This window comes from Pseudomonas sp. P5_A12 (assembly GCF_056400685.1).
The window spans coordinates 26,742-48,025 of sequence record NZ_JBFUKU010000033.1; the positions used below are offsets into that span (position 1 = coordinate 26,742).

Genomic DNA, 21,284 nt, shown 5'->3' on the forward strand with positions numbered 1-21,284 from the left:
CGGAAAGCTTCAAGCTGCAAGTGAAAAGCACACGGCAGTCCCACTCAGGATTTGCTTTTCGCTTGAAGCTTGAAGCTTGAAGCTTGAAGCTGCTGYTATACCGCATCCCGAGGCAACATCAACCCCAACGGCAACCGCACCCGCGCTTCCAGCCCGCCACCGGAACGATTGCGCAACTCAACATTCCCGCCATGCATAGAAGCAATCCGCTTCACGATCGCCAGCCCCAAACCAGTCCCCTTCCCGCCCCGGGCACGATCACCCCTAGTGAACGGGTTAAAGATTGCTTCAAGTTCAGCAGGATCAATCCCCGCCCCACGGTCCATGACACTCAGCACCACATACGGCGCGCTGGTATCACCAGAGACATAGGCCGCCACCTCAACGCCGCTACCCGCGTGGTGCAAGGCATTGCCGATCAGGTTGTTCAAAAGGCGCTTCATCGACACCCGCCGCAGCGGAAACGGCTGGATCGGCTCCAGACGCAGATGGACCTTTTCTTCGTTCTGGTTGTACGGCGCAGCGACTTCGCGAACCAGGTCGCTGAGGTCCACCTCTTCCACCGATTCGTCACGGCCATCGCGGATGAACGCCAGGAACTGGTCGAGGATCGCGTCCATGTCTTCGATGTCGCGCACCATGTCGTCGGTGAGATCGGTACGATCTCCCATCAACTCCAGGGACAGGCGCAATCGGGTCAAGGGGGTCCGCAAGTCGTGGGACACACCGGCCAGCATCAATTCACGCTCTCGCCCGGCCTGCTCGACATCTTCGGCCATCTGATTAAAGGCGCGATACACCTCGGTCATTTCACTCGGCGTATCGCTGATGGGCAATCGCACACTGCGCCCCTGGCCGAGTTGCCTTGCGGCATACACCAGACGCTTCAACGGTTGATTGAGTTGGCTGACGAAGATCCATGCCGATGCGGTGGACAGCAAGCCAATGGCGAGGAACCAGCCGAGCACGTTCCAGATTTTCTGACCACGCAACGGATGCGGGTAAAGCGGCACTTTCAACCAGCCATCGCCCAGGCTTGGCGCCCGGACCCACAGCGCTGGCGGTGAGTGCATGCGTAACCGGACTTCGGTGTCCGCCCCCAGTTCGGCCTGCATCTGCCGCTGGTAGATCTCGCTGTACGGCCAATGGTGCTCACCTTCCGGTACACCGGCCCCGACGACCCGGATCAAGGTGGCGGCATCGGCGATCTTCGTGCGGTTTTCTTCATCGGCGGCCCAATAGGCGCGCAGCGTCAGGGCGACGCCGTGACTGTATTGACGGTCCACCAGCACGTCTTCGTTCATCAACAGATAAACCAGGGTCAGCGCCTTGGAAAACAGGACGACGATCAACACCAGCCAAAGGGTGCGGGAGAAGAAGCTCTGGGGAAACCAAACGGGGGTTTTCATGGATAGCCGCTACACACTTGCAGGAGCGAGCGATGCTCGCATATTGCGGATCGCGAGTCTGCGGGCAAGATCGCCCGCAAGACCCGCTCCTACAAATCGCCGATCACTTGGTGGCGGCGCCATCCGGAACGAACACGTAGCCCACGCCCCAGACTGTCTGGATGTAACGAGGTTTGGACGGATCGGGTTCGATCATCCGGCGCAGACGGGATATCTGCACATCGATGGAACGCTCCAGCGCATCCCACTCGCGGCCACGGGCCAGGTTCATCAGTTTGTCACGGGTCAGTGGCTGACGCGCGTTCATCACCAATGCCTTGAGGACCGCAAACTCACCGGTGGTGAGCATGTGCACTTCGTCCCCGCGCTTGAGTTCGCGGGTCGCCAGCGACAGTACGTAATCACCGAAGGTCACGCTTTCGTCTTCGCTGCCCGGCGCACCCGGCACCGGCGTCGACTGACGACGCAGGACCGCTTTGACGCGGGCCATCAGCTCGTCCGGGTTGAACGGCTTGGCCAGGTAATCGTCGGCGCCCAGTTCCAGGCCCTTGATACGGCTCAGCTCGTCGCCCTTGGCGGTCAGCATGATGATAGGGATCTGGTTGTTCGCCGTGCGCAGGCGGCGGCAGGCGGTCAAGCCGTCTTCGCCGGGCAGCATCAGGTCGAGGACGACCAGGTTGAACACTTCGCGCGCCAGCAGGCGATCCATTTGCTCGGTGTTCGGAACGGCGCGGGCGCGGTAGCCCTTGCTGACGAAAAAGCGTTCCAGCAGGCTGCTGAGCCCCGGATCGTCGTCAACAATAAGAATTTTTTCGCCTTCAGCAGTGTTTGCAGTGCTGCTCATTAGATGCTCCTTTGATCTCGGCGCGCATTATGGCGTAGCTGCCGTTATACGCACCGAGTGCATTGTTAGCAGATTTTTCCTCCACCGCCAGTAAACCGGCCACTACCACTGCGGCCTGCGATGTCCCCGAACGGCCGAACGCTGGTTATAATGCGCGGCGTTTTGTGTCAGGCAACATCAGACAGGTACTACAAACCGGCGCCTTTTATTTTCCGGGGCCGCGCAGTAATTGTTCGATTTCACGGGTCAATGGGATGCCCTTTGATCCAGGCAGCGGCGCAGGCCAGGCCGCTCAACCAGACTCGCAGAGCCTTCAATTCTGCGCCTGCGAGCCTGCTTTCACAATTTGTCAGGTGGTTTTATGGACAGCATCAACAGCCGCATCGCCGAGGAACTCGGTGTACGCCCACAACAGGTCGAAGCGGCCGTCGCGCTACTCGATGAAGGCTCTACCGTTCCCTTCATCGCCCGTTACCGGAAAGAAGTGACCGGCAGCCTCGATGACATCCAATTGCGTCATCTGGAAGAGCGTCTGCGCTACCTGCGAGAACTCGACGAACGGCGCATCAGCATCCTCGCCAGCATCGAAGAACAGGGCAAGCTGACCCCACAGCTCGAGCGCGACATCAAACTCGCCGACACCAAGACCCGCCTCGAAGACTTGTACCTGCCGTACAAACAAAAGCGCCGCACCAAGGGCCAGATCGCCCTGGAAGCCGGCCTCGGCGAGTTGGCTGACGGCCTGTTCAACGACCCGACCCTGACGCCAGACACCGAAGCCGCGCGCTTTATCAACGCCGAAAAAGGCGTGGCCGATGTGAAGGCAGCCCTCGAAGGCGCCAAGTACATCCTCATGGAGCGCTTCGCCGAAAACGCCGGACTGCTGGACAAACTGCGCAGCTACTTGAAGCAAGAAGCCACTCTCAGTGCCCGCGTCATCGCCGGCAAAGAAGAGGAAGGCGCCAAGTTCCGCGACTATTTCGAACACGACGAACCGCTGAAAAGCATGCCGTCGCACCGCGCGCTCGCTATTTTTCGTGGCCGCAACGAAGGCATTCTGAGTTCGGCGCTGAAAGTTGGCGACGAACTGCCGGGCACCATGCACCCGTGCGAAGGCATGATCGGCCAGCAATTCGGCATCCAGAACCAGAACCGCGCCGCCGACAAATGGCTGGGCGAAGTGGTGCGCTGGACCTGGAAGGTCAAGCTCTACACCCACCTCGAAACCGACCTGCTGGGCGAGCTGCGCGATGGCGCGGAAACCGAAGCGATCAACGTGTTCGCGCACAACCTGCACGACTTGCTGCTGTCCGCACCGGCCGGCCCGCGCGCCACCCTGGGTCTGGACCCGGGCCTGCGCACCGGCTGCAAAGTTGCCGTGGTCGACGCCACCGGCAAATTGCTCGATCACGCCACGGTTTACCCGCACGTGCCGCACAACAAATGGGATCAGACCCTCGCGATTCTTGCGGCCCTGTGCGCCAAGCATTCGGTTGACCTGATCGCCATCGGCAACGGCACCGCCAGCCGCGAAACCGACAAGTTGGCCGCTGAGCTGATCAAGAAATACCCCGCGATGAAGATGACCAAAGTCATGGTCTCCGAGGCTGGTGCATCGGTTTATTCGGCATCGGAACTGGCTTCGAAAGAATTCCCGGATCTGGACGTGTCGATCCGTGGCGCCGTGTCGATTGCCCGTCGCTTGCAGGATCCACTGGCTGAGCTGGTGAAGATCGATCCGAAATCCATCGGTGTCGGCCAGTACCAGCACGACGTGTCGCAGCTGAAACTGGCGCGTGGCCTGGACGCAGTAGTCGAGGACTGCGTGAACGCCGTGGGCGTGGACGTCAACACCGCCTCCGTGGCGCTGCTGGCGCGCATCTCCGGCCTCAACGCCACCCTGGCACAGAACATCGTCAGCCATCGCGATGAGCACGGCGCATTCAAAACCCGCGCCGCGTTGAAGAAAGTCGCGCGCCTGGGCGAAAAAACCTTCGAACAAGCCGCAGGTTTCTTGCGCGTGATGAACGGCGACAACCCGCTGGATTCTTCGGCGGTTCACCCGGAAGCCTATCCACTGGTGCAGCGCATCGCCGCTGAAACCGACCGCGACATTCGCTCGCTGATCGGCGACGCCAGCTTTCTCAAGCGTCTCGATCCGAAGAAGTACACCGACGAAACCTTCGGCCTGCCAACGGTCACCGACATCCTGCAAGAGCTGGAAAAACCTGGGCGCGATCCACGTCCCGAGTTCAAGACCGCCGAGTTCCAGGAAGGCGTCGAAGACCTCAAGGATCTCGAACTGGGTATGATCCTCGAAGGCGTCGTCACCAACGTGACCAACTTCGGCGCGTTCGTCGATATCGGCGTGCATCAGGACGGATTGGTGCACATCTCTGCGCTTTCGGAGAAGTTCATCAAGGATCCGCGCGAAGCGGTGAAGGCCGGTGATGTGGTGAAAGTGAAGGTCATGGAAGTCGACATCCCGCGCAAACGCGTGGGTCTGTCGATGCGCATGAGCGACACCCCGGGCGAGAAAATCGACGGTGCTCGCGGTGCACGTCCGGGGTCGGCGCCACGCCAATCCCAGAACACCGCACCGCGCAAGGAAACCACCGCGCCAGCCCCGAGCAACAACGCGATGGCGTCGCTGTTCGCCAACGCCAAGCAGTTGAAGAAACGCTGATGGAGATCCCTGCCGGGCTGACCGAAAGCGCGTTTTTCAAGCTGTTGGGGTGTCGCTTGCACAGCCTGGAAACCGGGGTGGCGCAAGTCGCCCTGGCGCTTGAGCCAGAGCTGCGCAATCGCGGCGGCAAGCTGCATGGCGGGGCTTTGTTCAGTCTGGTGGACATTGCCATGGGGCTGGCCTGTTCCAGCACCCATGGCTTTGACCAGCAGAGCGCGACCATCGAATGCAAGATCAACTACATCCGTGCCGTTTCAGACGGAGAAGTGATGTGCACGGCGCGGGTGATCCACCCGGGCCGCCGCACGTTGGTGGTTGAAGCTGATGTGATGCAAGGCGACAAACTGGTCGCAAAAGCACAAGGCACGTTCGCTGTCCTGTAGCTAGATGTCCCCCATTTGAGTTAATTTCGGCGCAAGGATTCCTGTGGGAGCCGAGCTTGCTCGCGATGGCGGTGTGTCAGACGACATGAGTGTTGACTGACACTCCCTCATCGCGAGCAAGCTCGCTCCCACAGGGATTACACAGCTGAATAACCGGCATAAGGCCTGTCAGGCTCAAAAACCAGGCGAAAACGCCAGTTTTAACTTCACCCTTGTAGACCGTCTTGCCCACCCCCATATTGGGGCGACTGACGCGTGAAGGAATCCAACTTGAGCGAACTTCTCAACCGCCGCCTGGCCCTGCTTGGCGAGCGCGCTAACCTCTCTCTGCTCGAACAGTGCCTTCACGGCATCGAACGTGAATGCCTGCGCGTGACAGGTGAAGGTCGCCTGGCGCAAACGCCGCACCCGGAAGAATTGGGTTCCGCGCTGACCAACGAACAAATCACCACCGACTATTCCGAGTCGCTGCTGGAATTCATCACGCCCGCCCTGCCCGACCCGGCAGATACCTTGGCGAGCCTGGACAAGATTCATCGCTTTGCCTACAGCAAGCTCGGCAACGAGTATCTGTGGAGCCCCTCGATGCCGTGCCCGTTGCCGGCCGAGGCAGACATCCCGATTGCCTATTACGGCACGTCCAACATCGGTCAGCTCAAGTACGTCTATCGCAAGGGCCTGGCCCTGCGGTACGGCAAGACCATGCAGTGCATCGCCGGGATTCACTACAATTTTTCCCTGCCGGAAAAGCTCTGGCCGCTGCTCAAAGAGGCCGAAGGCTTTGTCGGAAGTGACCGCGACTATCAGTCGTCGGCCTACATCGCGCTTATCCGTAACTTCCGTCGCTACAGCTGGCTGCTGATGTACCTGTTCGGCGCCTCGCCTGCGCTGGACGCCGGCTTCCTGCGCGGTCGTTCGCACCAGCTGGAACAACTGGACCCGGACACCTTGTACTTGCCGTACGCCACCAGCCTGCGCATGAGCGATCTGGGTTACCAGAGCAACGCCCAGGCCGGTTTGACGCCGTGCTACAACGACCTGTCGAGTTACACCGACAGCCTGCGCCAAGCGGTTGCCACACCATATGCGCCGTATGTCGAAATCGGCACGCATCAGGACGGTGAGTGGGTTCAGCTCAACACCAACATCCTGCAGATCGAAAACGAGTACTACTCCAACATCCGCCCGAAACGCGTGACCTACACCGGCGAACGACCGATTCAGGCGCTGGTGGCCCGTGGCATTCAATACGTTGAAGTGCGCTGCCTGGACATCAACCCGTTCCTGCCGATGGGCATCGACCTGCCGGAATCGCGATTCCTCGACGCTTTCCTGCTGTACTGCGCGCTAAACGACAGCCCGTTGTTGACCAACAGCTCCTGCGGCAACGCCACCTCGAACTTCCTCAGTGTGGTCAAGGAAGGTCGCCGTCCGGGCCTGCAATTGAAACGCGGCAGTGAATCGGTGGACCTCAAACAGTGGGCCAGCGAGTTGCTGGAGCAGATTGCGCCACTGGCGGCGATGCTCGATCAGAGCCATGGCGGCGATGCGCACAGCAAGGCGCTGGATGCACAGTTGGCCAAGGTCAAGGATCCCTCGCTGACGCCTTCGGCCCAGGTACTGGCGGCCATGGCGGAACACAAGGAAAGCTTTGCTCAGTTCTCCCTGCGTCAGAGCCGGGCACATGCGGCGTTTTTCCGTAGCGAACCTTTGAGTGGCGAAGTTCAGGCGAAGTTTGAAGAACTGGCGCGCTCGTCGCTGGCGGCGCAAGTGGAGCTGGAGCAGAACGAAGTCGGCGATTTCGATGTGTTTGTCGGGTCGTATCAGGCGAGCATTCTGGCGATCAGCAACTAGCCACTGAAGGTCCTGCGGACCTTATCGCGAGCAGGCTCGCTCCCACATTGGATCTGCGGTGTGACACACAATGTGTGAACACCCTAGATCCTGTGGGAGCGAGCCGGCTCCGGGCGGCGTTCCGAAGATGACCGCGAAGCGGTCGCTTTTAAAATCTTCCACACATAAGCTAATTCTAAAAAGTTATTTATTTTAGAATTCTTAGATCATTTAGTCTCCTTTGACGCCGACTCTCGGTCGCCTGACAAGGAGCTTCCCAATGAAACTGCATTTCCCTCTTCGCCTCCTGGCGGCCGCCTCTTTGGCGGCAGCAAGTTTCTTTGCCCAGGCGGCTGACGTCACTGTCGCCTACCAAACCACCGTAGACCCGGCGAAAGTCGCCCAGGCCGACGGCGCATACGAAAAAGCCACCAACGCCAAAATCGACTGGCGCAAGTTCGACAACGGCGCCGACATCATTGCGGCCATCGCGTCGGGTGACGTGCAGATCGGCTACCTCGGTTCCAGCCCTCTGACCGCTGCGATTACTCGCAAAGTCCCGGTCGAAACATTCCTCATCGCCACCCAGATCGGTGCTGCCGAAGCCCTGGTCGCGCGTGACGGTTCCGGGATCAAAACCCCGCAAGACCTGATCGGCAAAAAAATCGCTGTGCCCTTCGTTTCCACCGGCCACTACAGCCTGCTGGCGGCGCTGAAGCACTGGAACATTGATCCATCGAAAGTTACCGTCCTCAACCTCGCCCCACCGGCAATCATCGCCGCATGGAAACGCGGTGACATCGACGCCACCTACGTGTGGGACCCAGCCCTCGGTGTGGCCAAGGAAAACGGCAAAGTGCTGATCACCTCGGGTGAACTGGCCAAGTTCGGCGCCCCGACCTTCGATGCCTGGATCGTGCGCAAAGATTTCGCCGAGAAGCACCCGGAAATCGTCACCGCGTTCGCCAAAGTGACTCTGGACGCCTACGCCGACTACCGCAAAGACCCGAAAGTCTGGCTCGCCAATCAATCCAACGTCGACAAACTGGTGAAACTGTCCGGTGCCAAAGCCAGCGATATTCCGCTGCTGCTGCAAGGCAATGTCTACCCGCTGGCGGCTGATCAGGTCATTACCCTCGGCGCGCCGACCACCAAAGCCATCACAGACACCGCCGCGTTCCTCAAGGAACAAGGCAAAGTCGAAGCCGTGCTGCCGGACTACGCGCCGTACGTCAGCGCCAAGTTCATCACCAACTGATCGGGAGTCAACTGCGATGGCCTTGCTACAGCTGGAGCGTATCAGCGCACAGTACCCCGGCAGTCCGGAACCGGTACTGGCGGATATTTCCCTGAGTCTTGGGCCCCAGCAGTTGCTGGTCGCCCTCGGCCCGTCCGGCAGTGGCAAGACTTCGCTGTTGAACCTGATTGCCGGATTTGTCGAGCCGAGCACCGGGCGTATCACCCTCGACGGCGTGCCGGTCAAAGGCCCGAGCGCCGAACGTGGCGTGGTGTTTCAGGACGACGCGTTACTGCCTTGGCAGGATGTGTTGGCCAACGTCGGATTCGGCCTTGAGCTCGCCGGTGTTTCCCGGGAAAAACGCGAAATCCGCGCTCGGGAAATGCTCGCGTTGGTCGACCTTTCCGGTTTCGAAAATCGCCGCATCTGGCAGCTCTCGGGCGGCCAGAAGCAACGTATCGGCTTGRCCCGCGCATTGGCCGCCGATCCTCGTGTCTTGCTCATGGACGAGCCCTTCGGCGCCCTCGATGCCTTCACCCGCGAACAGATGCAAGAACTGCTGCTACAAGTCTGGCAGCGCACCGCCAAACCGGTGTTCCTGATTACCCACGACATTGAAGAAGCGGTATTCCTCGCCACCGACCTGATTCTGCTGGCGCCGAATCCCGGGCAAATCGTCGAGCGTCTGAGCCTGGATTTCGGCCAGCGTTACGCCGCCGGTGAGTCTGCCCGGGCGATCAAATCCGACCCACGTTTTATCGAAACCCGCGAACACGTGCTCGCCAAAGTCTTCTCCCAACGCAGCGCCGCCACGCGGCAGGAGCGCGCATGAGCAGTTATGAAATTCCGGCCGTCGCGCTGAAACCGGGCTCGAAGGTGATTCCAGTTCGTCGCAGTCTCAGCACGCGTTGGATCAGCGTGCTGACGCTGGTCGCCCTCGTTGCCCTATGGTGGGCGGTTACCGCCACGGGGATGATCGAACCGCTGTTCCTGCCGCCACCGTCCGCCGTGATGCAAAAAGGCTGGCTGCTGGCGACTACCGGCTACATGGATTCGACGTTGTGGCAGCACTTGGGCGCGAGTCTCAGCCGAATCGGGCTAGGCCTGGGCTTTGCCGTGCTCACCGCCGTGCCGGTAGGCATCGCCATCGGTCACAACCGCATCGCTCGCGGCATTCTTGATCCACTAATCGAGTTCTATCGCCCGATTCCACCTTTGGCTTATTTGCCGCTGATCGTGATTTGGTGCGGCATTGGTGAGCTGTCGAAAGTGCTGCTGATTTATCTGGCGATTTTCGCCCCAATTGCTATCGCCACCGCCACTGGCGTGCGCACCGTCGACCCGGCCAAATTGCGTGCAGCGCAGTCGTTGGGCGCGACCCGGGCGCAGTTGATTCGTCATGTGATTCTGCCGAGTGCCTTGCCGGATATTTTGACCGGTGTGCGCATTGGGCTGGGTGTGGGTTGGTCGACGCTGGTCGCCGCTGAATTGATCGCCGCCACCAGCGGTCTGGGCTTCATGGTGCAGTCAGCCGCGCAGTTCCTGGTTACCGATGTGGTGGTGCTGGGGATTCTGGTGATTGCGCTGATTGCCTTCGCCATGGAAATGGGCCTGCGCACCCTGCAACGCAAGCTGGTGCCGTGGCACGGCCAGGCCCATTAAAAACCTGTAGGAGCGGGCTTGCCCGCGATGGCGGAGAGTCAGGCGACATCAATGTCTGCGTTGCCGTCGTCATCGCAGGCAAGCCAGCTCCCACAAAAGCTCGACACACCGAATTCGAAGAGAAATTCCATGAGCAGCCTAAACATCGTCCCTTTAAGCTCAGCCCTCGGCGCACAAATCAGCGGCGTCGACGTCAGCCAACCGCTGCCCCCGGAGCAACGCGAAGCCATCGAGCAGGCACTGCTCAAACATCAAGTGCTGTTCTTCCGCAACCAGCCGATCACCCCACAACAGCAGGCACGATTCGCCGCCAATTTCGGCGACCTTCACATTCATCCGATCTACCCGAATGTGCCGGAACAACCGGAAGTGCTGATCCTCGATACCGCCGTCACCGACGTGCGCGATAACGCGATCTGGCACACCGACGTGACCTTCCTGCCGACCCCGGCCATGGGCGCGGTACTCAGTGCCAAGCTGCTGCCGGAGTTTGGTGGCGACACGTTGTGGGCCAGCGGGATAGCCGGGTATGAAGCGCTGTCGGCACCGATGAAAAGCTTGCTTGAAGGGTTGACCGCAACCCACGATTTCACCCGTTCATTTCCGCTGGAGCGTTATGGCAATACGCCCGATGCACTGGCTCAGTGGGAAGAAGCTCGGCGTAAAAATCCGCCACTTTCACATCCGGTCATTCGCACACACCCAGTAAGCGGGCGGCGCTCGTTGTTCGTCAACGAAGGCTTCACGTCGAAGATCAATGAACTGTCGGAAACCGAGAGCGAAGTGATTCTGAAGTTTTTGTTCGCTCATTCAACGCGGCCGGAATTTACCATTCGCTGGCGCTGGCGCAAGGATGATGTGGCGTTTTGGGATAACCGCGTGACCCAGCATTACGCTGTGGATGACTACCGGCCGGCGCGGCGGGTGATGCAGCGGGCGACGGTGTTGGGGGATGTGCCGTTTTTCCGCTAATTCCGGAATCCGATCGTTCCCACGCTCCGCGTGGGAATGCAGCTCGGGACGCTCCGCGTCCCATCCAAAGCCGAACGCGGAGCGTCCGCTGAGGCGTTCCCACGCAGAGCGTGGGAACGATCAGTGCTCGGTTACTCAGCCGTCGAAGGCTTCTCCCAAAGATTGATCCCGCCCTCCTGGGCAAACCGGTCAATCTCCGCCAACTCATCAGCGCTAAAGCTCAAATTCTTCAACGCCCCGACGTTCTCGATAATCTGCTCCGGCCGGCTCGCGCCGATCAGTGCCGACGTCACCCGTGGATCGCGCAGCGTCCACGCCAGCGCCAACTGCGCCAAACTCTGCCCACGCCCCTTGGCGATTTCGTTGAGCCCGCGCACATGGGCGATGTTGGCTTCGGACAAGTGCGAAGACTGCAACGAAGCACCGCCCGGACGATTGACCCGCGCATCCTTCGGAATGCCATTGAGGTATTTATCGGTCAGCAGGCCCTGCGCCAACGGCGTGAAGGCAATCACGCCAGTGCCGAGTTCGTCGGTGACGTCCAGCAGGTCTTTTTCAATCCAACGATTGAGCAGGTTGTACGCCGGCTGATGAATCAGCAGCGGCACCTTCCACTCTTTCAAAAGCGCTGCCATCTCACGGGTTTTCACCCCGGAATACGACGAGATGCCAATGTACAACGCCTTGCCTTGTTGCACCGCTGTGGCCAGTGCACTGGCGGTTTCCTCCAGCGGGGTGTCCGGGTCGAAACGGTGTGAATAGAAAATATCCACATAGTCCAGGCCCAGTCGCTGCAGGCTCTGATCCAGGCTGGCCAGCACGTATTTGCGCGAACCACCGCCCTGCCCGTACGGACCGGGCCACATGTCCCAACCGGCCTTGCTGGAGATGATCAGTTCGTCGCGATACTGCTTGAAGTCTTCACGCAGCAACCGGCCGAAGTTGATCTCGGCGCTGCCATACGGCGGGCCATAGTTGTTGGCCAGGTCAAAGTGATTGATCCCCAGATCGAACGCCGTACGCAGCAACGAGCGCTGGGTATCAATCGGCGTGCTGTCACCGAAGTTGTGCCACAGCCCCAGGGACAACGCCGGCAGCACCAAACCGCTGCGACCCACGCGGCGGTAAGGAATGGAATCGTAGCGGTTTTCGGCAGCGGTGTAGGTCATCGAATCCTCTCTTGTCGGTCTTGAATGCGGTATCGACTGCGTCGCAAGTTGCCCAGCATACGCCCTGACAAACGCCGATAAACCTCGGACTCGAGAAAATGCTGAAACGTTTCACAGATTTTTAATCTGACCCACTTTATGCCGRCAACTCACGTAGCGCTGCAGCCGCTAAAAACCCCGATCTTGAGCTGTATCGCTGATCCCGCCTGACCGTCTGGTCGATACGCTCAAGCAACTGCTCGGGAAGCGTGGCATTGAAACGCACTGACTTGCCGAAGTAAGGCGTGATATCGAACTCGACCACACCCCACACACCGCCCGCGTAATCGGGGTTATCCAGATGAGCATCAATCTCTCGCACCTGAGGCAATGGATCACCATCGGCGAGCAGGCCTTCGTAGTGCAACGCCAACGCTTCCTTCGCATTTTCAAATGCCTGCGCCACCGTAGCGCCCGCGGAGAAACAACCTGGCACGTCCGGGATAATCACTGCGTATTCTGAGTCGGCATCCTTGTGCAGAACGACCGGGAATTTCATTTCGGTGAGTCCTATCAACCAGATTTGTGCGGCGAACTATAGGTAAAAAATCATCATCGAAACCCACAATACACATCCTGAAACTGATCGCTTACGACCCCCTGTAAGGCTAACGCGCCCCTGCGAACACCTCCCCCAACCAATCCACAAACACCCGAACCCGTGGCGACATGTGTCGGTTGTGCGGATACAACACCGACACCGGCATCGGCGGTGGTGGCGTGTCGATGAGCACTTCCTGCACCAGTCCCTGGGCAATCTGGGTTTCCATCCGGTAATGCGGGCACTGGATCAGCCCGAGCCCGGCGATCGCCGATGCGGCGTAGATTTCTGCGCCGAACACTGAAAGCGCGCCGTCGATGGCCACTTCCCTCAGTTCGCCATTCACCATGAATTCGAATGGAAACAGCTTGGCAGTGGTGCGGGAGACGTAGTTCACCGCGCGGTGATGTTTGAGGTCGTCGAGGGTTTTCGGTTCGCCATATTTGCGCAAGTACGTGGGGCTGGCGCAGGTGATCTGGCGCAGGTTGGCGATGCGTTTTCCGATCAGTGCCGAATCACTCAACGTGCCCGCGCGTAGTACGCAGTCGACGCCTTCGGCGATCAAGTCGACAAAGCGGTCGGACTCGCTGATGGACAGTTCGATCTGCGGGTAGCGCTCCATGAATTGCGGCAATGCGGGGATCACAAAACGTTTGGCCAGCGTACCGTGCAGGTCGACGCGCAGCCGGCCTTTCGGGGCGCCGCCGCGAAACGCCAGCTCCGCCTCTTCCAGTTCCGCCAGCAGTTGCACGCAGCGCAGGTAATACGCCTCGCCGTCCAGGGTCGGGCGCACCTTGCGCGTACTGCGCTCCAGCAACCGCGTGCCGAGCCAGGCTTCGAACTGGTTCAGGGTGTGGGTCAACGTTGCGCGCGGCAGGTTCAGGTCTTCGGCCGCCAGGGTGAAGCTGCTGCGCTCGTAGATCCGCACGAAGACTTTCATCGCTTTGACTTGATCCAAACGAGCCTCCGATTGTTGGCGATTATTGAACAGTCAAGGCAACTCTCGTGCATTTATCGGCCTGAGTAAACATGTGAATCTGGCTTCACACCCAGCTAACAACTCATCAGGAATCAACACCATGACTACTCAGAAAGTTGCCATCGTTACCGGCGCCTCCCGTGGCATCGGCGCCGTGATCGCCAAACAACTGACCAGCGACGGTTTCGCCGTCGCCATCAATTACGCCAGCAGCGCCACCGAAGCCTCGGCCCTGGTGGTTGAATTGCGTCAGGCCGGCCATCAAGCCATAGCGATCAAGGCTGACGTGGCCAACGCTGACGACGTGCGCCGGATGTTCGACGAGACCGAAACACAACTGGGCAAGGTCGACGTGCTGGTCAATAACGCCGGCATCCTCAAGGTGCTGCCGCTGGCGCAACACACCGATGAACTGTTCGAGCAGACCTTCAACATCCACGCACGCGGCACTTTCAACACCCTGCGCGAAGCGGCGACGCGTTTGAACAGTGGCGGGCGGATCGTCAACTTTTCCAGCAGCACCGTCGGCCTTAACTTGCCGGGTTATGCGGTGTACATCGCCAGCAAAGCGGCGGTGGAATCGTTGACGCAGGTGTTTGCCAAGGAAATGCGCGGGCGCAATATCACGGTGAATGCCGTGGCGCCGGGGCCGGTTGCCACCGAGTTGTTTTTGCACGGCAAGAGTGAAGAACAGATTCAGAACTTCGCCAAGATGCCTCCGCTGGAGCGCCTGGGTCAGCCGGAGGATATTGCTCGCGTGGTGTCGTTTCTGGTGGGGCCGGATTCGGCTTGGGTCAATGGGCAGGTTTTGCGCGCCAATGGGGGGTTGGTTTAACTATGATCATATGAAGACCGCTGTGACCCCATCGCGAGCAGGCTCGCTCCCACAGGGTTAATGGTTGGCCACAAAATTTGTGGCCAACACCCATCCACTGTGGGAGCGAGCCTGCTCGCGATAGCGGTTTATCAGGCCATACATAACGATCAGGTGAACTCAACATGCACACAGCCATCATCACCACCTTCGGCCTGGCCCTCCTCGCACTGATGCTGTTCATCGGCGAAAAAATCGGCTTCAGCCGCCAGACACTGACCTACAGCTTTGTGGTCCTGTGGCTGGCACTGACGGTGATCAACGGGGCCGTCGGCGTGGTCACTGGCGGCCAGTCCTTGAGTTCAGAGCTGGCGATCGGCACGGTGGTGTTCAGTGTGCCGGTGGCGGCGCTGGTGCTGTTCATGGTGTTGAGTACCGAGGCCTGAAACAGGCCCCGCACGGCTAACGCACCAAGTGTAAAAACTGCAGATGCCGTTCGTACTGATCAAGGATGTCGTTGATGATCTGATCCTTGGTATAACCCACCAGATCATAGTCCTGACTGCCTTCRCTCAAATGCACTTCTGCCCGGTAGTAACGACGGTTGTTGAGTTGCTTGGAGCCCATACCGCCTCGGGCAAAGGATGGCGTGAAGTAGCCACGCATCTGCACCTGATAAATAAACGGATGCTGTTCACCGTGACCGATTTCCAGGCTGACGCTGTCGTTGGCGGGGTCCGGTTGCGTGATCACATTCAAACCCTTCTCGACAAATACCGCCGACACTTCCTCAATCGCCGGGCGCACCGTGGTATCGAGAAAACGATACACCTCATCCCGCGACGGAAAGTGCACCGCCTGACTCAAGCGCTGACGCCAGCCACCGCGTCGTGAGCCGGCCACGGGCGCCAGGGAATGCAGTTGCGCGATCTGCTTCTGGGACTCCAGGTAGAACGCCTTGTGCAGCCCCCACATCATCAACAGCAGGATCAGCGAGAACGGCAGCGAGGTCAGCACCACCGCCGACTTCAACGCATCGATGCTGCCGGAGAACAACAGCGCACTGGTCACCAGCGCCGTCATCGCGCCCCAGAACACCCGCAGCCATTTCGGCCCGTCTTCATCCGGGTTGCCACCTTTTGCGGACAACGTCGACAGCACCACCGTGCCGGAGTCGGCCGAGGTGACAAAGAACACGAAGCTGATGAACACCGTCACGGCGATGACGGTTTTGCTCCACGGGTAGGTTTCCAGCAGCAGGTAGAGGGTCATCGACGGGTTGTCGATGGCCGACATGCCGAGCGCGCTCATGCCGTGGTTGAGCACTTGATCAATGGCGCTGTTGCCGAAGATCGACATCCACGCCAGGGTAAAGCCGAGCGGGATCAGCAGCACGCCGAAGACAAATTCGCGGATGGTGCGGCCACGGGAAATCCGTGCAATGAACAGGCCCACGAATGGCGACCAAGCGATCCACCAGGCCCAGTAAAACACCGTCCAGCCGCCGAGCCAGTCGCTGGGCTTGTCGTAGGCGTACAGGTCGAAACTCTTCATCGGCAAAGCGCCGAGGTAGTCGCCGACGTTCTGGATCAGGGTATTGAGCAGGTGCTGGGTGGGTCCGGCAAACAACACAAACAGCAGCAGCGCACAGGCCAGCAGCATGTTGATGTCGGACATCACCCGCACGCCTTTATCGACGCCGGACACCGCGACGATGATCGCCGCGCCCATCATCAGCGTGATCAGCCCGACCTGAATCCACTGGGTGTGGGCGATGCCGAACAGGTAATCCAGCCCTGAGTTGAGGTGCAGTACACCAAAGCCCATGTCGGCACCAAGACCGAACACCGTGGCGATGATGCCGAAGCCGTCCACCGCATAACCGATGGGGCCGTTGATGCGCTTGCCAATCAGCGGATACAGCGCCGAACGCAGAGCCAGTGGCAGGTTGTGACGATAGGCAAAGTAGGCCAGCGCCATGCCGACGAACGCGAACACGCCCCAGCCRTGCAGGCCCCAGTGCAGAAACAAAATCTGCATCGCCTGACGCGCCGCGTCCGCCGTACCGGCCTCGCCTTGTGGCGGTTGCGCCAAGTGGGTCAGCGGTTCGGACACGCAAAAGAAAAACAGCGTGATGCTGATCCCGGCGGCGAACAGCATGCCGGCCCAGGACAGGTAACTGAATTCGGGTTCGTCGTGGTCGGCACCGAGCTTGATCTTGCCGTAGCCGGACAAGGCGGTGACCACCACGAAGACCAGATACAGGGTCATCGCGAGCATGTAGTACCAGCCGACCGTATTGGCCGCCCAGTTTTGCGCCGCCAGCAACCAGGCACCGGCCTGTTCAGGCATGGCGATGACGACGATGCCAAAGAGCAGAATGAAGCTCGCCGAGAAGTAGAACACCGGCGGATTCATGCGGACCAGGCCGCTGGGAGGAAGGGACGATGCACTCATGAAACGTGCACCTCGACGGGGTAAAACGTGGCTGTAAAATTCGGACTCAGCAAAGGCAAGCCTCCTGTTGTGAGCGGGCAGCGAACTGCCGGTTTAACTTGAATGAACGTTCAAGTTAAACATGGATAGGGGGCTAAGGACTAATCCCTGGGCTCGGCGGTCGTGCTTGTAAGCTAGCTCAAGGATGGGTAACAAGAAGGTTGGGAGGATTCGTTCAGTTGAGAATTGGCTGAGTGCCAGTATCTCGGTTCGGCTTGAAACCAATCGCGAGCAGGCTCGCTCCCACAGTGGATTTGTGTCAGTCCACACCATTGTGAACACCACAAAAACCCTGTGGGAGCGAGCCTGCTCGCGATAAGGCCAGAACAGTCAGCAAAGATTCAGGGGCTTACTTCTGCGTCCCGTCATCATGCTGCAAGTTCGCCTGAGTCAGGTTACACCCCGCCGGCACGCTGCGGGTCAGCCAGACATTGCCACCGATGGTCGAACCCTTGCCAATCGTGATCCGCCCCAGAATCGTCGCACCGGCGTAGATCACCACATCATCCTCAACAATCGGATGCCTCGGATGGCCCTTCTGCAACTGCCCGTCTTCATCGGAGGGGAAGCGTTTGGCACCCAACGTGACCGCCTGATAAATCCGCACTCGCTCGCCAATAATCGCGGTCTCGCCGATCACCACCCCAGTCCCGTGATCGATGAAGAAGCTGCGACCGATCTGCGCGCCAGGGTGAATGTCGATGCCGGTGGCCGAGTGGGCGATTTCCGAGCTGATCCGCGCCAACAACGGCAACCCGGCGCGGTACAAATGGTGGGCCAGGCGATGGTGGATCACCGCCAGAATGCCCGGGTAGCAGAGCAACACTTCATCGACACTGCGGGCCGCCGGGTCACCGTGATAGGCCGCCAGCACATCGCTATCCAGCAACCTGCGCAGCCCTGGCAAGGCGAGCGCGAAGTCCTGAATAATCTGAATGGTGTTGGCCTCGATCTCAGCGTCCGCTTGCTGACTGTGGCGCGCGGCATAGCGCAATTCGAGCCGCGCCTGCGCCAGCAGCGCGTTCAACGCCACATCAAGGGTGTGGCCGACGTAGAAGTTTTCACTCTCTTCGCGCAAATCCACCGGCCCCAGGCGCATCGGGAACAGCGCCCCGCAGAGCGCTTCAAGAATCTCCGCCATGGCCGCACGCGAAGGCAATTCACGCCCGCCCTGCTCGGTGCTGGCCCGACCATTTTGTGCGCGCCACTCGTCACGCGCCGCGCGCAGTTGGCTGACGATGGTCTGCAATTGCCAATGACTGGAACGCTCGCTCACGGTAAAAACTCCTCACGGGCGGCCGGACTGTCTGGCCGCGCTGACGGCGTTTACTTTACGGCAAGGTCTTGAAGCCGAATTAAGAACCAATTGTGCAGAGCTCAGAATTTTTGGCTATAAGCGATTGACGGTTGCCCAGGCAAATGGGCGTGCCTATAGTCCTGACAATCTTTCTGCGCCAGTACGGACCCATGATCAAACAACAGCTCGCTCGCTTTAACCGTCTCGATTTACTCGGCCACCCTACCGCCCTGGAAAAACTTGAACGTTTGTCGACCTGGCTGGGCCGCGATGTGTACGTCAAACGCGATGACCTGACGCCACTGGCAATGGGCGGCAATAAACTGCGCAAGCTCGAATACCTCGCCGCCGATGCACTGGCTCAAGGCGCCGACACGCTCATCACCGCGGGCGCGCTCCAGTCCAACCATGTACGCCAGACAGCGGCCATTGCCGCCAAACTGGGCCTGGATTGCGTCGCGCTGCTGGAAAACCCTTTGGGCACCGACGACGCCAACTATGTCGGCAACGGCAATCGCCTGTTGCTGGACCTGTTCGATGCCAAGGTCGAGTTGGTGGAAAACCTCGATAACGCCGACGAGCAATTGCAGGCCCTGGCCGAGCGCCTGCGCAATAACGGCAAGAAGCCGTATCTGGTACCGATTGGTGGTTCGAATGCCTTGGGCGCGTTGGGTTATGTACGCGCCGGGCTGGAACTGGCCGAGCAGATCAAAGACACCGGCTTGAAGTTTGCCGCCGTGGTCCTCGCATCAGGCAGCGCCGGTACCCACAGCGGTCTGGCGCTGGCGCTGAGTGAAGCACTGCCGGAATTGCCAGTAATCGGGGTCACGGTTTCCCGGAGCGATGAAGATCAGCGTCCGAAAGTCCAGGGCCTGGCCGAGCGCACGGCCGAGCTGCTGGGCGTGCAGCTGCCAGCGAGTTTCAAAGTTGAACTGTGGGACGAATATTTCGGCCCACGCTATGGCGAGCCGAATGCTGGAACACTGGCGGCGGTGAAGTTGCTGGCGAGTCAGGAAGGCTTGCTGTTGGACCCGGTTTATACCGGCAAGGCCATGGCCGGGTTGCTGGACGGGATTGGACGCGGGCGCTTCGATGAGGGGCCGATTATCTTCCTGCACACTGGTGGCGCGCCGGCGTTGTTTGCCTACAAAGATTTTTTGTAACTGATCGTTCCCACGCTCCTGCGTGGGAATGCAGCTCGTGACGCTCTGCGTCACTGGACGCGGAGCGTCCCTAGAGGCATTCCCACGCGGAGCGTGGGAACGATCTGACATGCAATTAATGCATATACAGATCAATATTTAGTATTTTCCAATCTAAAGGCGCCATCATATAGTCGCGCCGCAGGCGAATTTGCAGCGAGACGCATAAGCTGCTTTAGGGCAGGATATTGCAGTCGTCCAAATCCCGAATTTGCCAACTTTCCTAAAGCGTCTTCCATAAGAAAACACAGGGGCTTGTCATGAATTTTTCCGCACTACGTCGAAACCTGCTGGTTGGCTCGCTGGGCCTGGCGCTGAGCGCCGGTTTACTGGGCCAGGCGGTTGCCGGTGAGCAGCTGCAAAAAATCAAAGACGCTGGCGTGATCAACGTCGGCCTGGAAGGCACTTATCCACCGTTCAGCTTCGTCGACGCCGACGGCAAACTGTCCGGCTTCGAAGTCGAGTTCTCCGAAGCCCTGGCCAAAGAGCTGGGTGTGAAGGCCAAACTGCAACCGACCAAATGGGACGGCATCCTCGCAGCGCTGGAATCCAAGCGTCTGGACGTGGTGATCAACCAGGTGACCATCTCGGAAGAGCGCAAGAAGAAGTATGACTTCTCCACGCCATATACCGTCTCCGGGATTCAGGCGYTGACCCTGACCAAGAACAAAGACACCGTCAAGACCTCCGCCGACCTGGCCGGCAAGAAAGTCGGTGTAGGTCTGGGCACCAACTACGAGCAGTGGGTCAAGGAAAACGTCCCAAAAGCCGACATCAAGACCTATGACGATGATCCGACCAAGTTCCAGGACCTGCGCGTCGGCCGCATCGACGTCATTCTGATCGACCGCCTCGCCGCGCTGGAATACGCCAGGAAGGCCAAAGATACTTCCGCCGCCGGCGAAGCGTTCTCCCGCCAGGAAGCCGGTATTGCCCTGCGCAAAGGCGAGCCTGAGTTGCTTGCAGCAATCGACAAGGCGATCGAAAAACTGCGCGCCGACGGTACGCTGAAAAAGCTTTCGGAAAAATACTTCAGCGCTGACGTCACTCAATAATGGAAGCAGCTTTCCAACTCGCACTGGATTCCGCGCCCTTTCTGCTGAAGGGCGCGTATTACACAGTGATCCTCAGCCTGGGCGGGATGTTCTTCGGCCTGGTGATGGGTTTCGGCCTGGCGCTGATGCGCCTGTCGCGCTTCAAGCTGGTGAGCTGGATCGCCCGCATCTACGTGTCGTTCTTTCGCGGCACGCCGTTGCTGGTGCAACTGTTCGTGATCTATTACGGCTTGCCGCAACTGGGCATCGAACTTGATCCGCTGCCGGCGGCGATGATCGGCTTCTCGCTGAACATGGCCGCCTACGCCTGCGAAATCCTGCGTGCCGCGATCAGCTCCATCGAGCGCGGCCAGTGGGAAGCTGCCGCGAGTATCGGCATGACCCGTGCGCAAACCCTGCGCCGGGCCATCCTGCCGCAAGCGATGCGCACGGCCTTGCCGCCGCTGGGCAACAGCTTCATTTCGCTGGTCAAGGACACGGCGCTGGCCGCCACCATTCAAGTGCCGGAACTGTTCCGTCAGGCGCAGCTGATTACCGCCCGCACCTTTGAAATTTTCACCATGTATCTTGCCGCCGCGCTGATCTACTGGATTCTGGCCACGGTGCTGTCGCACCTGCAGAACAAGTTGGAAGAGCGGGTCAATCGGCACGACCAGGAGTCCTGAC

The 21,284-nt window shown here is 59.6% G+C and carries 19 protein-coding genes; 12 read left to right on the forward strand and 7 right to left on the reverse strand.

Annotated features, from left to right (window positions below):
• Positions 1-95: 95 nt before the first annotated feature.
• Together AC1DSG_RS07460 and ompR are read right to left on the reverse strand one after the other, a co-directional pair.
• Positions 96-1,409 (reverse strand): ATP-binding protein, encoded by a 1,314-nt coding sequence (locus AC1DSG_RS07460; RefSeq protein WP_477790323.1) that lies wholly within the window; start codon positions 1,407-1,409, stop codon positions 96-98.
• Between the two features lie 103 nt (positions 1,410-1,512).
• Positions 1,513-2,253, reverse strand: a complete 741-nt coding sequence (gene ompR, locus AC1DSG_RS07465) for an osmolarity response regulator transcription factor OmpR (RefSeq protein ID WP_007949203.1) — start codon at positions 2,251-2,253, stop codon at positions 1,513-1,515.
• 361 nt (positions 2,254-2,614) lie between these two features.
• Between ompR and AC1DSG_RS07470 the strand changes: the two genes are divergently transcribed.
• The 7 genes from AC1DSG_RS07470 (at position 2,615) to tauD (ending at position 11,026) form a co-directional block, all read left to right on the forward strand.
• Positions 2,615-4,939 carry a Tex family protein gene (locus AC1DSG_RS07470; protein WP_477790302.1) on the forward strand — a complete coding sequence of 775 codons (2,325 nt, stop codon included), beginning with the start codon at positions 2,615-2,617 and terminating at the stop codon, positions 4,937-4,939.
• On the forward strand, positions 4,939-5,322 hold the full coding sequence (locus AC1DSG_RS07475; RefSeq protein ID WP_008019061.1) for a PaaI family thioesterase: 384 nt from the start codon (positions 4,939-4,941) through the stop codon (positions 5,320-5,322). The genes AC1DSG_RS07470 and AC1DSG_RS07475 overlap by 1 nt, the downstream gene beginning before the upstream one ends.
• A 270-nt stretch (positions 5,323-5,592) precedes the next feature.
• Complete coding sequence (gene gshA / locus AC1DSG_RS07480) at positions 5,593-7,176, forward strand: glutamate--cysteine ligase (RefSeq protein ID WP_477790303.1); 1,584 nt, start codon at positions 5,593-5,595, stop codon at positions 7,174-7,176.
• A 259-nt stretch (positions 7,177-7,435) separates the two neighbouring features.
• On the forward strand, positions 7,436-8,413 hold the full coding sequence (gene tauA, locus AC1DSG_RS07485; RefSeq protein WP_477790304.1) for a taurine ABC transporter substrate-binding protein: 978 nt from the start codon (positions 7,436-7,438) through the stop codon (positions 8,411-8,413).
• Positions 8,414-8,429: 16 nt separating this feature from the next.
• The gene (tauB, locus tag AC1DSG_RS07490) at positions 8,430-9,224 is read left to right on the forward strand and encodes a taurine ABC transporter ATP-binding subunit (protein ID WP_477790305.1); all 795 of its coding nucleotides are present in this window, start codon (positions 8,430-8,432) and stop codon (positions 9,222-9,224) included.
• Complete coding sequence (tauC, locus tag AC1DSG_RS07495) at positions 9,221-10,054, forward strand: taurine ABC transporter permease TauC (RefSeq protein ID WP_477790306.1); 834 nt, start codon at positions 9,221-9,223, stop codon at positions 10,052-10,054. The genes tauB and tauC overlap by 4 nt, the downstream gene beginning before the upstream one ends.
• A 129-nt stretch (positions 10,055-10,183) precedes the next feature.
• On the forward strand, positions 10,184-11,026 hold the full coding sequence (tauD, locus tag AC1DSG_RS07500; protein WP_477790307.1) for a taurine dioxygenase: 843 nt from the start codon (positions 10,184-10,186) through the stop codon (positions 11,024-11,026).
• Positions 11,027-11,157: 131 nt separating this feature from the next.
• Here the strand turns inward: tauD and mgrA are convergent, their stop codons facing one another.
• The 3 genes from mgrA to AC1DSG_RS07515 form a co-directional block, all read right to left on the reverse strand.
• On the reverse strand, positions 11,158-12,195 hold the full coding sequence (mgrA, locus tag AC1DSG_RS07505; RefSeq protein WP_477790308.1) for an L-glyceraldehyde 3-phosphate reductase: 1,038 nt from the start codon (positions 12,193-12,195) through the stop codon (positions 11,158-11,160).
• 136 nt (positions 12,196-12,331) lie between these two features.
• Positions 12,332-12,733, reverse strand: a complete 402-nt coding sequence (locus AC1DSG_RS07510) for a type II toxin-antitoxin system HicB family antitoxin (protein ID WP_477790309.1) — start codon at positions 12,731-12,733, stop codon at positions 12,332-12,334.
• A 109-nt stretch (positions 12,734-12,842) separates the two neighbouring features.
• Complete coding sequence (locus tag AC1DSG_RS07515; RefSeq protein WP_477790310.1) at positions 12,843-13,733, reverse strand: LysR family transcriptional regulator; 891 nt, start codon at positions 13,731-13,733, stop codon at positions 12,843-12,845.
• A 121-nt stretch (positions 13,734-13,854) separates the two neighbouring features.
• Here AC1DSG_RS07515 and AC1DSG_RS07520 point away from each other — a divergent pair, with 121 nt between their 5' ends.
• Complete coding sequence (locus AC1DSG_RS07520; RefSeq protein WP_477790311.1) at positions 13,855-14,589, forward strand: SDR family oxidoreductase; 735 nt, start codon at positions 13,855-13,857, stop codon at positions 14,587-14,589.
• 164 nt (positions 14,590-14,753) lie between these two features.
• Positions 14,754-15,014, forward strand: a complete 261-nt coding sequence (locus AC1DSG_RS07525) for a hypothetical protein (protein WP_477790312.1) — start codon at positions 14,754-14,756, stop codon at positions 15,012-15,014.
• 16 nt (positions 15,015-15,030) lie between these two features.
• Here the strand turns inward: AC1DSG_RS07525 and betT are convergent, their stop codons facing one another.
• Together betT and epsC are read right to left on the reverse strand one after the other, a co-directional pair.
• Positions 15,031-16,986, reverse strand: coding sequence for a choline transporter BetT (gene betT / locus AC1DSG_RS07530; RefSeq protein ID WP_223514770.1), 1,956 nt, complete (start codon positions 16,984-16,986; stop codon positions 15,031-15,033).
• 427 nt (positions 16,987-17,413) lie between these two features.
• Positions 17,414-18,340, reverse strand: coding sequence for a serine O-acetyltransferase EpsC (epsC, locus tag AC1DSG_RS07535; RefSeq protein ID WP_452628929.1), 927 nt, complete (start codon positions 18,338-18,340; stop codon positions 17,414-17,416).
• Positions 18,341-18,531: 191 nt separating this feature from the next.
• On the opposite strand from epsC, the gene AC1DSG_RS07540 reads away from it, so the two are divergent.
• The 3 genes from AC1DSG_RS07540 (at position 18,532) to tcyL (ending at position 21,283) form a co-directional block, all read left to right on the forward strand.
• Complete coding sequence (locus AC1DSG_RS07540) at positions 18,532-19,524, forward strand: D-cysteine desulfhydrase (RefSeq protein WP_477790313.1); 993 nt, start codon at positions 18,532-18,534, stop codon at positions 19,522-19,524.
• A gap of 299 nt (positions 19,525-19,823) precedes the next feature.
• Positions 19,824-20,618, forward strand: a complete 795-nt coding sequence (gene tcyJ / locus AC1DSG_RS07545) for a cystine ABC transporter substrate-binding protein (protein WP_477790314.1) — start codon at positions 19,824-19,826, stop codon at positions 20,616-20,618.
• Positions 20,618-21,283 (forward strand): cystine ABC transporter permease, encoded by a 666-nt coding sequence (gene tcyL / locus AC1DSG_RS07550; protein ID WP_477790315.1) that lies wholly within the window; start codon positions 20,618-20,620, stop codon positions 21,281-21,283. Before tcyJ ends, tcyL begins: the two co-directional genes overlap by 1 nt.
• The last annotated feature ends 1 nt before the right edge of the window (position 21,284 follow it).